Origin of the sequence: Acidovorax facilis, from assembly GCF_050626955.1 — a bacterium.
Lineage (GTDB): Bacteria > Pseudomonadota > Gammaproteobacteria > Burkholderiales > Burkholderiaceae_C > Acidovorax > Acidovorax facilis.
This window is the reverse complement of sequence record NZ_CP192460.1, coordinates 3,189,621-3,206,978: the sequence shown is the minus strand read 5'-3', so window position 1 is coordinate 3,206,978 and position 17,358 is coordinate 3,189,621. Positions and strand designations below refer to the sequence as shown.

Below are 17,358 nucleotides of genomic sequence, written 5' to 3'. Positions count from 1 at the left end.
CGGCCCCGTTTTGCATGGAGCCCGATGGTGGGGGGAAACACGCACCCCCGCGCCTTACTCGTCGATACACTTGTGACGCTATGTAGAACCCGGTAGAAACACTCCAGACCATGCCGCTGTCGTCCTCTCCCACCCGCACCCCGCCTGCGCGTTCACCGTGGGCGGATGCGCCCGCCCTGACGGTGGTGCTGGTGGTCGCAGCATTGACGCTGGTGATCGTGCCAGTGGCCCAGATGCTGGGGCCGGGGGCGGGTTCCCAGCACGGCCTGGAGCCATTTATGGAACTGGTGGCGGTTCTGTTGGGGTTGCTGGTGGTATCGGTATCCCTGCACACACTGGACCCGTCCGAGCAGGCCCGGGCCAATGTGCTGGTGGCAGGCTTTGGTGTCGCGGCGGTGTGCAATTTTCTGCACGGCGTGCTGGCACATTCCACGCCCGTGCACATGCCATCGGGCACGGCCCACATCTCACTGTGGCTGAGCAGCTGGGCGCGGGTGGTCGAAGTCGTCACCCTGCTGCTCACAGCCGCGCGGCTGGCAATGCCCGGCCCGGCCAAGGTCTGGCTGGCCGCCTCGGGCGTGGTGGCGCTGCTGCTGGTGGGCTCGGCCATGGGGCCCCTGCCGGGCTGGTTTGCCGCTGCAGCGGGCGGGTCATTGCGGCAATACCTGGCCTTTGTGCTCGTGGTGGCGCTGGGCGTAGCCGCAGTATGGCTCCACCGCAATCCGGGCCGGCGCGAACGGGTGTTTGCCTGGGCAGCCGTGGCCTTTCTGGGGGGGGAGCTGGTGGTGGGCCTGATGGGTGGGCATTCGTCCATCGGGGGGCCGTTGGCGCACGGTCTGCGGATTTTGGCGTATGCGTTGTTGTACCAGGCCGTTTTTGATGCGGGCATACGGGCGCCGTTTGCCCGTGTGCAGGAGGCCGAGGGGCGCCTGCGCGAGAGTGAAGGGCGTCTGTCGCTGCTTGGGCGCAACCTGCCCCACAGCGTGTTGTTCCAGGTGGTGCGCGAGCTGGATGGCAGCTCACACTTTGTGCACATGGGCGATGCGATCGAGCGGCTCAATGGGGTGACGGTGCAAGAGGTCATGGCCGATTTCCGGGTGTTGTATCGCCAGGTGTTGCCCGAAGACATCGACCGCCTGCGACAGGCCGAGCGGCAGTCTTTTCTGACCATGACCAGCATGGAGGCCGTTTTTCGCGTGCGCCGCACCGATGGCCAGATACGCTGGATGCACCTGAGTTCATCGCCCCGTCTGCTCGACGACGGGCGTGTGCTGTGGGATGGTGTACAGACCGACATCACGGCCCACCGCCTGGCCGAGGAGGCTGCGCATGCCCACGAAGCCCTGATGGCCAACATGCTGCGCCAGGTGCCCGGCGGTGTGGCGCGCTTGGACCGGGATCTGCGCGTCTTGTATGTCAATGCGCAGCAGGCCAGCTGGCTCTACCGCAAGCCCGAGGAGCTGCAAGACCGTCTGCTGCAGGAGGTGATCCCGGCCGATGTTTTCGCCCGCATGCAGCCCCATTTCGCCAAGGCCTTTGCGGGCGAGACGGCCGTGTTCGAGAACCGCATGGACGGGCCTGACGGCCTGCAGGTTCGCCACACCACCATCGCGCCCGAGAGCGTTACCGAGCAAGGCGTGCCTGCCGTTGTGCTGTTTGCCTACGATCTGACCGGGCTCAAGCGTGTGGAGGCCGAGCTGGCCGACCAGAAGGCCCATCTGGCCCGCGTGGTCAACGCCATGCCCGACATGGTGTTCTTGAAGGATGCCAGCGGCGTGTACCTGTCCGTCAATCCGGTGTTCGAGCGATTTGCGGGCAGGTCGGAGCGGCAGATCGTGGGCTGCAACGATTTTGACCTGGTGGCCCCGGCCGAGGCTGAGCGCTTTCGCAAATACGACCAACGCGCCATGCAGGCTTGGCAGCCGCTGGTTTACGAAGAAACACTGACCTTTGCCGAAGATGGCTACCGAGGCCAGTTCGAGACCATCAAGACCCCCATCCGTGACCTGACCGGCCGGGTGACGGGGGTGCTGGGGGTGTGCCGCGACATCACAGACCGCAAGCGCGCAGAACAAGAAATCGAGCGCCTGGCCTTCTTCGACGCCCTCACAGGCCTGCCCAACCGCCGCCTGCTGCTGGACCGCCTGCAACGCTCCATCGCCGCCTGCCAGCGCACCAAGAACCTCGGCGCCCTGCTGTTCATCGACCTCGATAACTTCAAAGACCTCAACGACACCCTGGGCCACGACATGGGCGACCAGCTCCTGTCCCAGGTCGCCACCCGCCTGGTGGGCAGCGTGCGCGAAGCCGACACCGTGGCCCGCTTTGGCGGCGACGAATTCGTCGTCATGCTCGAAGCCCTGGCCCCCGACCTGCAAGATGCCGCCACCCAGGCAGAAACCGTGGCCGAGAAACTCCTGGCCAGCCTGAACCAGCCCTTCGAACTCGACGGCGCCCAGCACTACAGCACCCCCAGTATCGGCATCACCCTCTTTGGCGACGAACGCCTCACGGTGGACGAACTCCTCAAACGCGCCGACCTGGCCATGTACCAGGCCAAGGCCGCAGGGCGCAACACCCAGCGCTTCTTCGACCCCGACATGCAAGCGGCCGTCAACGCCCGCTCCAACCTGGAAGCCGACCTGCGCCAGGGCCTGGCCCGGGGCGAACTGCTGGTGCACTACCAGCCCGTCGTGGACCACCAGTCCCAGCTCATGGGCGCAGAAGCCCTGGTGCGCTGGCGCCACCCCCAGCGCGGAATGATCAGCCCCGGCGACTTCATCCCCCTGGCCGAACAGACCGGCCTGATCCTCCCTTTAGGCCAATACGTGCTGCAAACCGCCTGCGAACAACTGCAGCGCTGGGGCCAGCACGAAGCCACCGCCCACCTGTCCATCTCGGTCAACGTCAGCGCCCGGCAGTTCCGCCAGCCCGGCTTTGTGGCCGAAGTGCTGCAGACCCTCAAGAACCACCACGCCGACCCCCGCAAACTCAAGCTCGAACTCACCGAAAGCCTGCTGCTGGGAGACATCGAAGACACCATCGCACGCATGGTGCAGCTCAAGAGCGAAGGCGTGGGCTTTGCGCTGGATGACTTTGGCACCGGCTACTCCTCCCTGTCCTACCTCAAGAGATTGCCCCTGGACCAGGTCAAGATCGACCAGAGCTTTGTGCGGGACGTGCTGACGGACCCCAACGACGCGGCGATTGTGCGGACCATCCTGGCGCTGGCCAAGAGCCTGGACCTGGAGGTGGTGGCCGAGGGGGTGGAGACGACGGGGCAGCTGAGTTTCCTGAGGCTGCATGGGTGTGAGGGGTTTCAGGGGTATCTGTTTGGGCGCCCGGTACCCATGGATGTGTTTGCGCGCGAACACCAGCTGGGCTTGTTTGCCCAGCCCGCGCTGGCCCTGCCGGAAGGACGCAAGCCATGACCGAGCCGGGCATTCTCTGGGTGGACAGCGACACGCAGCATGCAGCGGCAGCGCGGCATCTGATCGCCACCCGCTACCCCGACTGGCGTGTCGTGAACAGCCCCACACCCGAGGCCGCCCGGGCGCCGCTGGCGTCGCAGGCCTGGGATGCCGTGGTGTTGTGCCTCAAGCCTTCAGTGCAGGACCTGCCCGGCGTGCTGGAGCTGTGCGCGGGCCGTCCGGTGCTGATGTGCATCGACGCCCACCAGGAGGCATTGGCCGCACGCGCGTTTCGCTGCGGGCTGGGTGACTACATGGTGCGCGAGGCAGATGGTGTGGCACACCTGCCGGAGCTTTTGCACCGTCTGGCCGTGCTGCTGCAGGGAGCCCAGGGGCAGGGCCAGCCTGTTCGCATGGTGGACGCTCGCATCTGGCAAGAAGCGCTGACTTTGCTGCAGGAGCAGCGCACGGCCCTGCAGGCCACCCTGGCCAGCATGAGCCAGGGCATCTTCAAGACGGCGCCGGATGGCAGCATCACCGTCTACAACCAGCGTGTGCTGGAACTGCTCAATCTGCCCGAATCGCTGATGGCCACGCGGCCCACGCTGGCCGACTTGACGCGCATCCAGGCCGAGCGTGGTGACTTTGGCGAAGGCCACCGCCTGGTGGACCGGCGCGGGCATGACTACGTGGCAGGGGGGGCCGTGGCGCCTGCGCCCGCCGTCTACTGGCGCACCACATCCGATGGCCGCACGTTTGAAGTGCGCACCACCGGGCTGCCCGATGGGGGCCTCGTGCGCACTTTTGCGGATGTCAGCGACTACGTGCGCGTTGAGAACGAGCTGCGTGAGAGCGAGGCGCGCTTTCGATCGCTGAGTGACCTGTCGTCCGACTGGTACTGGGAGCATGACGCCGAAGGGCGCTTTGTGCAGCTGGCGGGCGACCTGAGCGTCAATGGCATACCGCTGTCCAACGTGATGGGCCGTACGCGCTGGGAGATCGGCGCGCTCAACATGACCGAGACCGACTGGGCTGCGCACCGCGCGGTGCTGCAGGCCCACCAGCCGTTTCGCGATCTGGAGCTGCAGCGTCAGCGGCCCGATGGCAGCATGCACTGGATCTCGGTCAGCGGTGTGCCTGTGTTTGACGCGCAGGGCGCCCTGTGGGGCTACCGGGGCGTGGGCCGCGACATTACCGAGCGCAAGCGGGTCGAGAGCCAGATCGAGCAGCTGGCGTTTTACGATGTGCTCACCGGCCTGCCCAACCGCCGCTTGCTGGTGGACCGGCTGCAGCGCGCCACGGCGGCCGTGGCACGCTCAGGCGCGCAAGGGGCTCTGCTGTTCATCGACCTGGACAACTTCAAAGACCTCAACGACACCCTGGGCCACGATACAGGCGACCAGCTGCTGGTGCAGGCGGCCCAGCGTCTGAAGGCTTGCGTGCGCGAGGCTGACACCGTGGCACGGTTTGGCGGCGATGAATTCGTGGTGCTGGTGGAAGGCCTGAGTGCCGATGGCCCGCACGCCAGTGCCGAGGCCGCGCTGGTGGCCAGCCATATCGCCACCACGCTGGGCAAGCCCTACGCGCTGGGCGATACCAGCCACCACAGCACCCCGAGCATCGGTATTGCGCTGTTTGGCCAGCAGACCGTGAGTGTGGACGAGCTGCTCAAGCACGCGGACCTGGCGATGTACCAGGCCAAAGCTGCAGGGCGCAACACCCAGCGCTTCTTCGACCCTGACATGCAGGCCGCAGTGAGCAACCGTGCGGCCCTGGAGGCCGACCTGCGCCGAGGTCTGCAAGACAAGGAACTGGTGCTGTACTACCAGCCCGTGGTGGACGGCAAGGGCCGCCTGCAGGGCGCGGAAGCCCTGGTGCGCTGGAAGCACCCCCGGCGTGGGCTGGTGTCGCCAGCTGAATTCATCCCGCTGGCCGAGCAGACAGGGCTCATCCTGCCGCTGGGGCAATGGGTGTTGCAGGCCGCTTGCGAGCAGCTGGTGGTGTGGTCGCGCAGCTCGCTCACGCGACAGTTCTTCCTGTCGGTGAACGTGAGCGTGCGGCAGTTTCGCCAGCCCGATTTTGTGGAGCAGGTGCTGGGCTCACTGCAGTCCAGCGGGGCCAACCCCGAGCGCCTGAAGCTGGAACTGACGGAAAGCCTGCTGCTGGCCGATGTGGAGGATGTGATCTCGCGCATGGAGTACCTGCGGCGCTATGGTGTGGGCTTCTCACTGGACGACTTTGGCACCGGCTATTCCTCCCTGAGCTACTTGAAGCGCCTGCCGCTGGACCAGCTCAAGATTGACCAGAGTTTTGTGCGCGACCTGCAGACCGACCCCAACGATGCCGCCATCGTGCGAACCATTCTTGCGCTGGCGCACAGCCTGGATCTGGCCGTGGTGGCCGAAGGCGTGGAGACCACGGGCCAGCTGGAGTTCCTGCAGCGCCATGGCTGCCAGGCTTTCCAGGGCTACCTGTTTGGCCGCCCCATGCCACCAGAGGTTCTGGAGCGGGCGCTGCGGCCTGCGCTGTGACGAGCGACGTATGGCGTGGTGTGGTGTCTGGATGTGGTTGCAGGGCCCCTGCGCCATGACAAACATCCAGGCACGCCCGCACGGCACAATCGGTGCATGAAGAAGCAGGTATTGGTCGCCGGTGGCGGCATTGGCGGCTTGGCCGCCGCGTTGGGCGCATCGCGCGCGGGGTGGGACGTGCGGCTGTACGAACGCGCGGCAGCATTCAGCGAAGTGGGCGCCGGCGTGCAGATCGGGCCGAACGTAGTGCGCCGCCTACAGGCCTGGGGCCTGCAGCAGCCGTTGCAGGCAGTAGCCGCGTTCCCCAGCCGCTTGCAGGTGCGCAACGCCGTCAGTGGCAAGGAACTGGCCGTGCTGCCGTTGGGCCCCACGGCGGTGCAGCGCTATGGTGCGGCCTACGCCACCATCCACCGCGCCGACCTGCATGGCCTGCTGCTTTCCGCGGTGACCAAATACACCGACACGCAGTTGCATCTGGAGCACGCCATCGACGGATTCACCGATGCCGAGGGCGTCGTGACTGTGCGCACCAGCCGGGGCAAGGAGGTGGAAGGCGATGCGCTCATTGGTGCCGATGGTCTGTGGAGCCGCACGCGCACCCAGCTGCTCGGTGCCGTGCCGCCCCGCGTGACGGGGCATCTGGCCTACCGCGCGCTGGTGCCGCAGCATGCACTGCCCGATGCATTGCGCACAGGCCAGGTCACCGCCTGGCTGGGCCCGCGCCTGCATGCTGTGCAGTACCCCGTGCGCCGGGGCGAGTTGCAGAACATCGTCGTCATTGTGCAAGGCCCCGCGCCGCACGATCTGGAAAACTGGGACCACGCTGCCAATGCTGCGGACCTGGAGCACGCCCTGCAAGGCACCTGCACGGCGCTGCAGGATGTCGTGCGCAGCGTAGGTGCCGCTGGTGGCCCCGGCTGGCGCCTGTGGCCGCTGTGCGACCGCCCACCGGTGCGCGCTGCCGACGAGATGGCGCAAGGCCTGGTGGCCCTGCTGGGCGATGCGGCCCACCCCATGCGCCCCTACCTGGCCCAGGGCGCTGGCATGGCCATTGAAGACGCGGCCGAGCTGCAGCGTGCGCTGGCCATGCACGACCTGGACGTGCCGCTGCGCCTTACCCGCTACGCCCTTAACCGCTGGGAGCGAAACGCCCGGGTGCAGGCGCGCTCCATCCGCAACGGCCGCATCTTCCATGCCACCGGGCCTGTGCGCTGGGGCCGCGATCTGTCGCTGCGCCTGCTGGGCGAGCGGTTGCTGGATGTGCCCTGGTTGTACCGGGGCGATGGCTCCAGCGCCAGTTCGTTGTGAGTTCATTGCAGTGGGCGGGGTGGTGGTAACTGCCCGCCCCGAGCCGCCCGGTTCATGACCCTGCAGGGTGGGTGAACAGCGCCGCCAGGTTGTCAGGATATTCCCTATCCGGGGCAACCCCTGCATGCGCTGCGCGGGATGAACTTTGCGCAGTGTGCCACGCTCTATCCCTGTGTGTGCAAAGCCCCGAAAAGGCAACGGATGCGCCAGCGAATTTGCTGTTCAAGCGCACGCCGTGGTGCTACAAAGGGCCAAGCCGGTAGCGATTCCCACTGCAACACCGTGGCACCACCCGAGCCCGCCGGGGGTGCCGCCACAGGAGGTCGTATGGATGCCATCAGCAGTTTCGCCGCGCGTTATGCCCGTAGCCGCGAAGAGGAAATGTCGATTGACGAGTACCTCGCCGAGTGCAAGCGCGATCCCATGGCCTACGCCACGGCCGCCCAGCGCATGCTGGCCGCCATTGGCGAGCCCGAGATGGTGGACACGCGCAATGACCCGCGCATGTCACGGCTTTTTGCCAACAAGGTCATCAAGCGCTACCCGGCCTTTGCCGAGTTCTACGGCATGGAGGACGCCATCGAGCAGGTGGTGAGTTTCTTTCGCCATGCCGCGCAAGGGCTGGAAGAGCGCAAGCAGATTCTTTATCTGCTGGGCCCTGTGGGTGGCGGCAAGAGTTCGATCGCGGAGCGGCTCAAGCACCTGATGCAGAAGGTGCCTTTCTATGCGCTCAAGGGCTCGCCGGTGAACGAATCGCCGCTGGGCCTGTTTGATGCGCTGGAGGACGGCCCCGTGTTGGAGGAACAGTTCGGCATCCCCCGCCGCTACCTGCAGCGTGTGCTCTCGCCGTGGGCGGTCAAGCGGCTCGACGAGTTTGGCGGCGACATCCGCCAGTTCCGCGTGGTCAAGCGCTACCCCAGCATCTTGAAGCAGGTGGGCATTGCCAAGACCGAGCCGGGCGATGAGAACAACCAGGACATCTCCAGCCTGGTGGGCAAGGTGGACATCCGCAAGCTAGAAACCTTTGCGCAGGATGACACCGACGCCTACAGTTACAGCGGAGGCCTCTGCCTGGCCAACCAGGGCCTGCTCGAATTCGTGGAAATGTTCAAGGCACCCATCAAGGTGTTGCACCCGCTGCTCACGGCCACGCAGGAGGGCAACTACAAGGGCACGGAGGGCTTTGGCGCCATTCCGTTTGACGGCGTGGTGCTGGCGCACAGCAACGAGAGCGAGTGGAAGGCATTTCGCAACAACAAGAACAACGAGGCGTTTCTGGACCGCATCTACATCGTCAAGGTGCCGTACTGCCTGCGCGTGAGCGAAGAGACCCGCATCTACGAAAAACTCATCCGCGAGTCGTCGCTGGGCAACGCCGTGTGCGCGCCGGGCACGCTCAAGATGATGGCGCAGTTCGCCATCCTCACGCGGCTGAAGGAGCCCGAGAACTCCAGCATCTTCAGCAAGATGCAGGTGTACGACGGCGAGAGCCTGAAAGACACCGACCCGCGCGCCAAGAGCTACCAGGAGTACCGCGACTACGCAGGCGTGGACGAGGGCATGACGGGTATATCGACCCGCTTTGCGTTCAAGATTTTGTCGAAGGTGTTCAACTTTGACAGTGCCGAGGTGGCCGCCAACCCGGTGCACCTGATGTATGTGCTGGAGCAGCAGATCGAGCGCGAGCAGTTCCCTACAGAGCTGGAGACCAAGTACACCAGCTACATCAAGGAGTTCCTGTCCCCCCGCTATGCCGAGTTCATTGGCAAGGAGATCCAGACCGCCTACCTGGAGAGCTACAGCGAGTACGGCCAGAACATTTTTGACCGCTACGTGACCTACGCAGACTACTGGATCCAGGACAACGAGTACCGCGACACCGACACCGGCGAGGTGTTCGACCGGGGCGCACTCAACGCCGAGCTGGAAAAGATCGAGAAGCCCGCAGGCATTGCCAACCCGAAGGACTTTCGCAACGAGATCGTCAATTTTGTGCTGCGCGCGCGCGCCAACAACCAGGGCCAGAACCCCAGCTGGACCAGCTACGAGAAGCTGCGCCTGGTGATCGAGAAGAAGATGTTCTCCAACACCGAAGAGCTGCTGCCCGTGATCAGCTTCAACGCCAAGGCCAGCGCCGAAGAGGCGCGCAAGCACGAGGACTTTGTCACCCGCATGGTGAACAAGGGCTACACGCCCAAGCAGGTGCGGCTGTTGTGTGAGTGGTACTTGCGTGTGCGCAAGAGCAGCTGATCAAGGGACTGGATTGCCAGCGCAGCCCTGCGGGCGCTGGTTCATGCATGGGGGCAACGGATGGCATTGCAAATCATCGATCGCAGGCTCGCTGGCAAGAACAAGTCGGTGGGCAACCGCGAGCGATTTGTTCGCCGTTACAAGGAACAGATCGCGGACGCGGTGCGCCGTGCTGTCTCGCAGCGCGGCATCCGCGACATGGAGCAGGCCGAGAGCATCACCATACCGCGCAAGGACATCAGCGAGCCCGTGTTCCACCATGGCCAAGGCGGCATCCGCGACACGGTGCACCCCGGCAACGCAGAGCATGTGCGCGGCGACCGCATCGAACGGCCCCAGGGCGGAGCGGGCGGGCGCGGCTCGCAGGCCAGCGACAGTGGGGAGGGCGAGGACGACTTCACCTTCACGCTGACCAAGGAAGAGTTCATGCAGCTCTTTTTTGAAGACCTGGCGCTGCCGCACCTGCTGCGCACCCACATTGGCGAGAACCCGCAGTGGAAGTCGCGCCGCGCGGGCTACAGCCAGGATGGAATCCCCAACAACCTGGCTGTGCTGCGCACCATGCGCGGGGCGCTGGGGCGGCGCATTGCGCTGGGCAAGTCGACCCACCGCGAGCTGCTGGCGCTGCAGGCCGAGCTGGACGCCCTGCTGGCGCAGGACGACGGCACGAGCGAAGCGGTGGCCGAGCTGCAGCGCCGCATCGATGCGCTGACGGCGCGCATCGACAAGATTCCCTACCTCGATCCCATCGACCTGCGCTTTCGTGCGCGTACGCCGGTGCCAGTGCCCAGCAGCCAGGCGGTGATGTTCTGCGTGATGGACGTGTCGGGCTCCATGGACGAGACGCGCAAGGACCTGGCCAAGCGGTTCTTCATCCTGCTGTACCTGTTTCTCACGCGGCACTACGAGACCATCGACATCGTGTTCATCCGCCACCACACCCAGGCGGCCGAGGTGAGCGAAGAGCAGTTCTTTCACTCCACCGAGAGCGGCGGCACCGTGGTCAGCAGCGCGCTGGCGCTGCTGGACCAGATCATCCGTGCGCGCTATCCGCAGGGCGACTGGAACATCTACGTGGCCCAGGCCAGTGATGGCGACAACTTCACCAACGACAGTGGCATCTGCCGCAACCTGCTGGTGGACAAGATCCTGCCGCTGGTGCGCTACTTTGCCTATGTGCAGGTGGCAGAAGAGGAGCAGAACCTGTGGGACGAGTACAGCCAGTTGATGCCGCTGTTCTCCCACTTTGCAATGCGCAAGGTCGCCGCACCCGGCGACATCTACCCGGTGTTCCGCGACCTCTTCAAGAAAGAGGGGGTGGCCGCATGAACAACGTTGTGCAGTATCCCGTGCTGGAGCGCCGCATCAGCGACAACCCCTGGAAAGCCGCCGCCGTGGGTGAGCGCCGCCACCGCGCCGTGCCCGGCCAGCCCCTGCCTGCGGGCGCGCGGCCTGCCGAGCCGTTGCCCGACCCGAGCGACTGGACGTTTGAGCTGATCGAGCGCTACCACGCCGCCATTGCCGCCACGGCAGAGCGCTTTGGCCTCGACACCTACCCCAACCAGCTGGAGATCATCACCGCCGAGCAGATGATGGATGCCTACTCCAGCGTGGGCATGCCGGTGAACTACCGGCACTGGAGCTACGGCAAGGAGTTTCTGGCCACCGAGCGGCGCTACCGGCGCGGGCACATGGGGCTGGCGTATGAGATCGTCATCAACTCCAACCCCTGCATCAGCTACCTGATGGAGGAGAACACCACCGCCATGCAGGCGCTGGTGATTGCGCATGCGGCCTACGGGCACAACAGCTTCTTCAAGGGCAACTACCTGTTTCGCATGTGGACCGACGCGTCCAGCATCATCGACTACCTGGTGTATGCCAAGGACTACGTGGCCCAGTGCGAAGAGCGCTACGGCATGGCCGAAGTGGAGCGGCTCATGGATTCGTGCCACGCGCTGGCCAACTTTGGAGTGGACCGCTACCGCCGCCCCTCCAAGAAGAACCTGGCGCGCGAACGGCTGGAGCGCGCGCAGCGCGAGGCCTATGCCCAGCAGCAGGTGAACGAGCTGTGGCGCACCCTGCCCATGCGTCCCGGCAAGGAGGATGCCACTCAGGAGCACAACCGCTTTCCGCAGGAGCCGCAAGAGAACATCCTGTACTTCATCGAAAAAAACGCGCCCCTGCTGGAACCCTGGCAGCGCGAGATCGTGCGCATCGTGCGCAAGATCGCGCAGTATTTCTACCCGCAGCGCCAGACCCAGGTGATGAACGAAGGCTGGGCCACCTTCTGGCACTACACGCTGCTCAATACGCTGTACGACGAGGGCTACCTGAGCGACGGGGTGATGATCGAATGGCTGGGCTCGCACACCAACGTCATCTACCAGCCGCCCGTGGGGCACCGCGCCTACAGCGGCATCAACCCCTATGCGCTGGGGTTTGCCATGTACCGCGACATCCAGCGCATCTGCCAGAACCCTACGGAGGAGGATCGGCACTGGTTCCCTGACATCGCGGGCACACCCTGGCTGCCCGCGCTGGACCACGCCATGCGCAACTTCAAGGACGAGAGTTTCATCGGCCAGTACCTCAGCCCGCATCTGATGCGCGAGATGCGTCTGTTTGCGCTGCACGACGATGCTAACGAGCGCGAGCTGGTGGTCAGCGAGATCCACGATGAGAACGGCTACCGCCGCCTGCGCCAGATGCTGTCGCAGCAGTACGACCTGGGCACGCGCGAGCCCAACATCCAGGTGTGGAACGTGAACCTGCGCGGCGACCGCAGCCTGACCCTGCGCCACACCCAGTTCCAGGGCCGCCCGCTGGCCGACGACACGCAGGAGGTGCTGCGGCATGTGGCGCGCCTGTGGGGTTTTGGGGTGCAGATCGAGAGTGTGGATGCCGATGGCAACCACCCCGTGCTGCTGCACTCGGTGGCCTCATCGGCCGCGTGAACAACAGGGGCTGAGCGGGGGGGAGGTGGCAGCGCGATGCGCGCCTGCAGACCTGCTGCACGTGCCGTGGGCCAGCGCCCATTTCTTGCAGGATGATTGCTATTAAATATATAGCTGGATACGATTATTGGATAAGCGCTAAGGCCTGTTTTTGCTTGATATTTTGGAGGCTGCCGACGATGAGGGACCATTGCGCCATTCAGGCGGCTGCAGCGGCCCCACGCAGTGGGCAGTCCGTGGCCACCCGCTCGGCCAGAGTCTGGCGCAGGGCCTGCAGCGCGGCAATGCGTGCGTCGATCTCCTGCAGCTTCACTGCCAGCACCTGGGCCGGCGCTGGGCCGGGGTCGGCGGCGTCCCAGATGGCGGGCAGCCGGTCGCCAATCTCTGCCAGCGTAAAGCCCAGCTGCTGCGCGGTGCGGATGTACTGCACCAGCATCGCCGTTTCGGCCGGGTAGTCGCGGTAGCCATTGGCCAGGCGTCGCGATCGGATGAGGCCTTGTTGTTCGTAAAAGCGCAGTGCCTCGCGGCTCAGGCCGGAAGCATTGGCGAGTTCACCGATCAGCATGGGGGTTTCCTTGTGGCGTGAAAACAAATGCCACCCCTGGAAGGGGCTTGACCCTGAAGCGTACTTCAGGGCTGAACCTCGGGGCTTCTTTCATCCCCAGGTTGATCCTCATGCCCTTATCTTCAATTTCCACTCCGCGCTACCTGCGTATCGTGCGCGCCAGCGGCTGGTACGACCTGCTGGTGACTTGGCCTTTTGCGATGCCGTGGACCTTTGCGTGGCTGTATGCTCAGTTGGGCATGTTGGCCGCCGTGCTGGGCCTGCCCGGCACCCTGCACCCGTTGGACACCACCCACATGTTGCTGGCCAACCTGCTGGGGTCGGTGGTGGTTGTGTGGTCGGTGGCGCGCATCGTGGCGCCCACGGTGCTGCTGGGGCGGCTGGATGGCGTGGCGCGGTTTCTGTTTGCGGCCTGGCAGATCTATGCCGTGGCCCACGGCGCCAATGTGATCGTGCTGGGCTTCACGCTGTTTGAGCTGCTGTTTGGTGTGCTGCAGTGGTGGCGCGTGGCGGGCACGTCCCCAGCACGGGTCAGTGTGCTGGCACCGGCAGGCACCTGAACGCCAGGGCGCCTGTCGCCAGCATGGCGGCAATGGTCAGCATCACAGCCACATACGGGTCTGCGCCCTGTGCGGCGGCGATGGAGGCTGCCACGCCGGTCACCCACTGCATCAGTGCCACGCCCAGAAACAGCGCCATCGTGAACACCGCCATGGCGCGCCCGGTGACGGCGGGTGCGTAGGCCGAACGCACGTCTGAATACTGCAGCACCATGTAGCCCGACAACAGGCCCACCGCGATGGAGCCCGCCACGTCCAGCCACTCGGCGTGGAGCAGGCCGATGGCACCGAAGAGGGTTGCCAGCAGCACCGTGAAGCCCGTGATCCAGCGGCGGCGTTGGCCAGGCCCCGGGTCGAGCCGCCCGAACAATGCCGGTGTGAACAGCGACACCAGCGACGACAACATGGCCACGTTGCCGCTGGCCACCAGCGAATAGCCATGCCGCTCAATGAGCAGCGGCCCCAGCCACAGCCCGCGCAGCGTGAGGAAGGAGGCATACGTCGTCAGCGCTAGCAGCATGATTCCGGCGGTGTGCGGCAGCAAGAACAGCGCGCCAAACCCGCGCACCGCCTGCAGCACCGATTCGCGCGGGGGCGCGTTGTGCGTGGGCTGCACGGGCTCGTGCACTTTCCAGAAGATCAGCAGCCAGGCCAGTGCCGCAAAACCCGCCAGCACCGCAAAACCCATGCGCCAGGACGACAGCTGCACCAGCCACGCCAGCGGCGTGCCCGTGAACAACATGCCCAGCCCACCCACACCCATGGCCACGCCCGAGACCATCGCAAACCGGCTGGCCGGAAAGTAGCGCGCAATGAACACCGTGCACACCAAAAACGCGGGCGCGCAGCCGACGCCGATCAGCACCTGCCCCAGCAGCACCGCGCCATAGCCAGGCGCCAGCGCCGACAGCACCGAGCCCGCAATCGCCAGCGGAAACGCCACCAGCAGCGTGCGCCGCACGCCATAGAGGTCGATGCCGATGCCCATGAAGAGCTGCATGGTGCCGAAGGCGAATGCGAACGCTCCGGCAAACACGCCCAGCGCCTGCGCCGACAGGCCGAACTCTGCCCGCAGGCCCGTGGCCATGATGGCCGTGATGGTGCGAAACGCCTGGCTCAGCGCAAAACCCGTCACCAGTGCCAGCAGCATGGCCCAGGCGGCGCGGAGGGGGAGCAGTGGGGTAGTGGGTGTGGGGGGCGGGGGCACCTGCACGGTGGTGGGTCTCCAAAAAGGGGTGGCAACAGGCTGCCCCGTTCCGAGCGTACATGGACAGGGCGGTGACCGCTGTCTCGCGTGAATCGCACGGGTTGCCGGGTCCGCCAATCTGCACCAGATGGGAGCGGCCGACGGGCGCGTGGGGCAGGCAGTAGGGGCGTTGGGGGAGGGATAAGGGTCATGACTTGCGCAAACCAGGGCTCGGGCCAGCGGTGCACCTTTGGGCAAGGGCGGCTGTTGCTTCCCGATTTGCGAAGGTTCATTTGCGCAGGTTCTAAGGGTATGTCCCGAGCCGTCGCCGCAGGCGCTCCAGTCGCCAAGGTGACGTGGCGTTTTGGGGCCAAGCTGCGCGCAATCTGGTGTCAGGTCCGTGCATTGCAACCATGCGTGCCTGCAATGCCGTGTTGGACGGGGCAGTCTTGCCCGTCATCGGGGCGCCACGGAGCGAAGTCAGACTTTAGAGAAGGCTCTCGATGTGGGGATCACCCCAATCGACGGGGCGTGGACCGTGCGGCACTCTCATGGGCATGCCCTGCGCTGGGTGTGGATGGCGGCTGAAACCGTTCCTCGGTTTCGGCTTCTCGCCTGCAGCGGAGTGGTGGCAAGGTTTGTGCTTGGGAGCCCCAGTGACCCCGGTGGTCGGTGGCCACAAGCAGTTTGCAGGTTGGAGTGTGTGCCGCAATGCACATCGCTACTCAGGAGTGACTGATGAAGAAGATGGTTTCGCTGTGTTCAGGTGCGCTGGCAACGCTGTTGATGTCGGGATGTGCGAGCCAGCCACCCGTGATGCAGGCCTTTAGCGAGCCAACGGACCGCGGCAGCATGCAGTTCGCCTGCGGCAATGGCGAAAAGGTGGAGATGCAGTTCTACCCCGAGCAAGGCCGCAGCGTGTTGCGGCGCAGCGGCTGGACGGTGGAACTGCCCAAACAGGCCACGGAAACCGGCTACGCCTTCAGCAACGGCCCCACCACCGTGCTCGGCAAGGGCAATGAGCTGACCATCCAGATTGGCCATCTGGCACCGATCTGGTGCCGTAGCAACCGCCCCATGATGGTGGCGGGCGTGCAATAGGCGGGCTGCAGAGCAGGCCACCCCCGCGCCCGGTAGTTTCGGGTTGCGGCATTCTTCAAAAACAATAGCTGCCAGCGCCTATGAACAAGGCGCTGGTGGCTTTTTTTGTGGGTAATTTCTAGGTCGCTTTTCCGGGTGGTGGGGTGATGCGGGTCGGCACTCTCACGCTGCCGCTGTGAACGAATTCATGCACCACTGCGCAGCCGCTGCAACTCGGCCTCCGCAACGTCGATGCGCACCGTGCCCTGCGCCACCAGCACCTGCGCAACGCGGTCGATCTCGTCGCCCGCGGCGCCCGCCATCATCGCGATGTTCTGCGCGTGCAGGGCCATGTGCCCCTTCTGGATGCCGGTGGTGGCCAGGGCCTTCATGGCCGAGAAGTTTTGCGCCAGGCCCACGGCCGCAATGATCTGGGCCAGCTCGCGGGCCGACGTGACACCCAGAATCTTGAGCGCTGTCTTGGCCGTGGGGTGCAGCTTGGTGGCGCCGCCCACCAGGCCCACGGCCATGGGCATTTCGATGGAGCCTGCCAGGTCGCCGTCGTTGGTCACCTCCCAAGTCGTCAGGCTGGTGTAGCGGCCGCCGCGTGCGGCGTAGGCGTGGGCACCGGCTTCTACCGCGCGCGTGTCGTTGCCGGTGGCCAGCACCACGGCGCTCACGCCGTTCATGATGCCCTTGTTGTGCGTGGCGGCGCGGTAGGGGTCGGCTGCCGCAAAGTGGTAGGCGGCCAGCATGCCGTCGCGCACCGCCTCGCCGCCGATGTCGGCCGTGCGCCACACGCAGCGTGCACGCGCCAGGCGCCGGTCGGCCAGGTTCGACAGGATGCGCAGGTTGGTCTGCCCGCCCGTCCATGCCGCAATCTGCGGCGCAATCTTTTCGGCCATGGTGTTGACGGCATTGGCGCCCATGGCGTCGCGCGTGTCCACGATGAGGTGGGTGATCACCATGGTGCCGCCGCGGGTGTCGATGACCCGCACCTCCAGGTCGCGGAAGCCGCCGCCCAGCTTGACGAGGATGGGGTCGCAGGCATCGCACAGCGTGCGGATGTCTTCCTTGTGCTCCAGGATGCGGATGCGTGCGTGCTGCGGGTCAGACACCTGCGTGAGCTGGATCTGCGCAATCATCTCGGTGCCCGACATGGACGTGATGAAGCCACCGTGGTCATAACACTGGCGTGCCGCGTTGCACACCGCGGCCACCACCGACGATTCTTCGGTGGCCATGGGGATCAGCCGGTCTCGGCCGTCGATCTTCATGTTGGTGGCAATGCCCACGGGGATGTTCATCGTGCCGATGACGTTCTCGATGAGGTGGTCGGCCAGTTCGGCAGGCAGGTTGCCGGTGTTCAGCAGGTGGGCCTTGTCGTCGTCGCCAAGGCCCGCAAACTGGGCCACGGCGTCGATGCGTGCGGGAATGGCGAGCTTGTGAAAACCGCCGATGCGGCTGCTGGGGTGTGCGGTGGAAGTCATGGACGTGTTTGGGATAAATGG

At 65.4% G+C, this 17,358-nt stretch carries 11 protein-coding genes; 8 read left to right on the top strand and 3 right to left on the bottom strand.

The window, feature by feature from the left end; all coding sequences use genetic code 11:
- Window positions 1-110: 110 nt before the first annotated feature.
- The 6 genes from ACQ4MJ_RS14685 to ACQ4MJ_RS14660 all read left to right on the top strand — a co-directional run bounded on the left by ACQ4MJ_RS14685 (window position 111) and on the right by ACQ4MJ_RS14660 (window position 12,456).
- The gene (locus ACQ4MJ_RS14685) at window positions 111-3,431 is read left to right on the top strand and encodes an EAL domain-containing protein (RefSeq protein ID WP_431152177.1); all 3,321 of its coding nucleotides are present in this window, start codon (window positions 111-113) and stop codon (window positions 3,429-3,431) included.
- A complete protein-coding gene (locus tag ACQ4MJ_RS14680; protein WP_055401741.1) occupies window positions 3,428-5,941 on the top strand; it encodes a putative bifunctional diguanylate cyclase/phosphodiesterase in 2,514 nt (837 codons plus the stop codon). The genes ACQ4MJ_RS14685 and ACQ4MJ_RS14680 overlap by 4 nt, the downstream gene beginning before the upstream one ends.
- 96 nt (window positions 5,942-6,037) lie before the next feature.
- On the top strand, window positions 6,038-7,249 hold the full coding sequence (locus tag ACQ4MJ_RS14675; protein ID WP_431152178.1) for an FAD-dependent monooxygenase: 1,212 nt from the start codon (window positions 6,038-6,040) through the stop codon (window positions 7,247-7,249).
- Between the two features lie 327 nt (window positions 7,250-7,576).
- Window positions 7,577-9,499 (top strand): PrkA family serine protein kinase, encoded by a 1,923-nt coding sequence (locus ACQ4MJ_RS14670; protein WP_218298546.1) that lies wholly within the window; start codon window positions 7,577-7,579, stop codon window positions 9,497-9,499.
- A 60-nt stretch (window positions 9,500-9,559) separates the two neighbouring features.
- Window positions 9,560-10,828: a YeaH/YhbH family protein gene (locus tag ACQ4MJ_RS14665; protein WP_121419245.1), complete on the top strand. Its 1,269-nt coding sequence runs from the start codon at window positions 9,560-9,562 to the stop codon at window positions 10,826-10,828.
- Window positions 10,825-12,456, top strand: coding sequence for a SpoVR family protein (locus ACQ4MJ_RS14660; RefSeq protein WP_121419246.1), 1,632 nt, complete (start codon window positions 10,825-10,827; stop codon window positions 12,454-12,456). The genes ACQ4MJ_RS14665 and ACQ4MJ_RS14660 overlap by 4 nt, the downstream gene beginning before the upstream one ends.
- A 199-nt stretch (window positions 12,457-12,655) precedes the next feature.
- Here the strand turns inward: ACQ4MJ_RS14660 and ACQ4MJ_RS14655 are convergent, their stop codons facing one another.
- Window positions 12,656-13,021, bottom strand: a complete 366-nt coding sequence (locus ACQ4MJ_RS14655; protein ID WP_431152180.1) for a MerR family DNA-binding protein — start codon at window positions 13,019-13,021, stop codon at window positions 12,656-12,658.
- Window positions 13,022-13,131: 110 nt separating this feature from the next.
- On the opposite strand from ACQ4MJ_RS14655, the gene ACQ4MJ_RS14650 reads away from it, so the two are divergent.
- Window positions 13,132-13,581, top strand: coding sequence for a hypothetical protein (locus ACQ4MJ_RS14650; protein WP_431152182.1), 450 nt, complete (start codon window positions 13,132-13,134; stop codon window positions 13,579-13,581).
- Here the strand turns inward: ACQ4MJ_RS14650 and ACQ4MJ_RS14645 are convergent.
- Window positions 13,553-14,731, bottom strand: a complete 1,179-nt coding sequence (locus tag ACQ4MJ_RS14645) for an MFS transporter (RefSeq protein ID WP_431152184.1) — start codon at window positions 14,729-14,731, stop codon at window positions 13,553-13,555. The two genes, ACQ4MJ_RS14650 and ACQ4MJ_RS14645, sit on opposite strands and share 29 nt — an antisense overlap.
- 774 nt (window positions 14,732-15,505) lie before the next feature.
- Between ACQ4MJ_RS14645 and ACQ4MJ_RS14640 the strand changes: the two genes are divergently transcribed.
- The gene (locus ACQ4MJ_RS14640; RefSeq protein ID WP_055394413.1) at window positions 15,506-15,868 is read left to right on the top strand and encodes an MliC family protein; all 363 of its coding nucleotides are present in this window, start codon (window positions 15,506-15,508) and stop codon (window positions 15,866-15,868) included.
- Between the two features lie 185 nt (window positions 15,869-16,053).
- Here ACQ4MJ_RS14640 and ACQ4MJ_RS14635 read toward each other — a convergent pair whose 3' ends face one another.
- Complete coding sequence (locus tag ACQ4MJ_RS14635; protein WP_431152185.1) at window positions 16,054-17,337, bottom strand: hydroxymethylglutaryl-CoA reductase, degradative; 1,284 nt, start codon at window positions 17,335-17,337, stop codon at window positions 16,054-16,056.
- Between the last annotated feature and the right edge of the window lie 21 nt (window positions 17,338-17,358).

What these genes read in the sequence shown, in the direction of transcription:
- ACQ4MJ_RS14685 (WP_431152177.1), top strand. Translation starts at nt 111, where the DNA reads ATGCCGCTGTCGTCCTCTCCCACCCGCACCCCGCCTGCGCGTTCACCG.
- ACQ4MJ_RS14680 (WP_055401741.1), top strand. Translation starts at nt 3,428, where the DNA reads ATGACCGAGCCGGGCATTCTCTGGGTGGACAGCGACACGCAGCATGCA.
- ACQ4MJ_RS14675 (WP_431152178.1), top strand. Translation starts at nt 6,038, where the DNA reads ATGAAGAAGCAGGTATTGGTCGCCGGTGGCGGCATTGGCGGCTTGGCC.
- ACQ4MJ_RS14670 (WP_218298546.1), top strand. Translation starts at nt 7,577, where the DNA reads ATGGATGCCATCAGCAGTTTCGCCGCGCGTTATGCCCGTAGCCGCGAA.
- ACQ4MJ_RS14665 (WP_121419245.1), top strand. Translation starts at nt 9,560, where the DNA reads ATGGCATTGCAAATCATCGATCGCAGGCTCGCTGGCAAGAACAAGTCG.
- ACQ4MJ_RS14660 (WP_121419246.1), top strand. Translation starts at nt 10,825, where the DNA reads ATGAACAACGTTGTGCAGTATCCCGTGCTGGAGCGCCGCATCAGCGAC.
- ACQ4MJ_RS14655 (WP_431152180.1), bottom strand. Translation starts at nt 13,021, where the DNA reads ATGCTGATCGGTGAACTCGCCAATGCTTCCGGCCTGAGCCGCGAGGCA.
- ACQ4MJ_RS14650 (WP_431152182.1), top strand. Translation starts at nt 13,132, where the DNA reads ATGCCCTTATCTTCAATTTCCACTCCGCGCTACCTGCGTATCGTGCGC.
- ACQ4MJ_RS14645 (WP_431152184.1), bottom strand. Translation starts at nt 14,731, where the DNA reads ATGCTGCTGGCACTGGTGACGGGTTTTGCGCTGAGCCAGGCGTTTCGC.
- ACQ4MJ_RS14640 (WP_055394413.1), top strand. Translation starts at nt 15,506, where the DNA reads ATGAAGAAGATGGTTTCGCTGTGTTCAGGTGCGCTGGCAACGCTGTTG.
- ACQ4MJ_RS14635 (WP_431152185.1), bottom strand. Translation starts at nt 17,337, where the DNA reads ATGACTTCCACCGCACACCCCAGCAGCCGCATCGGCGGTTTTCACAAG.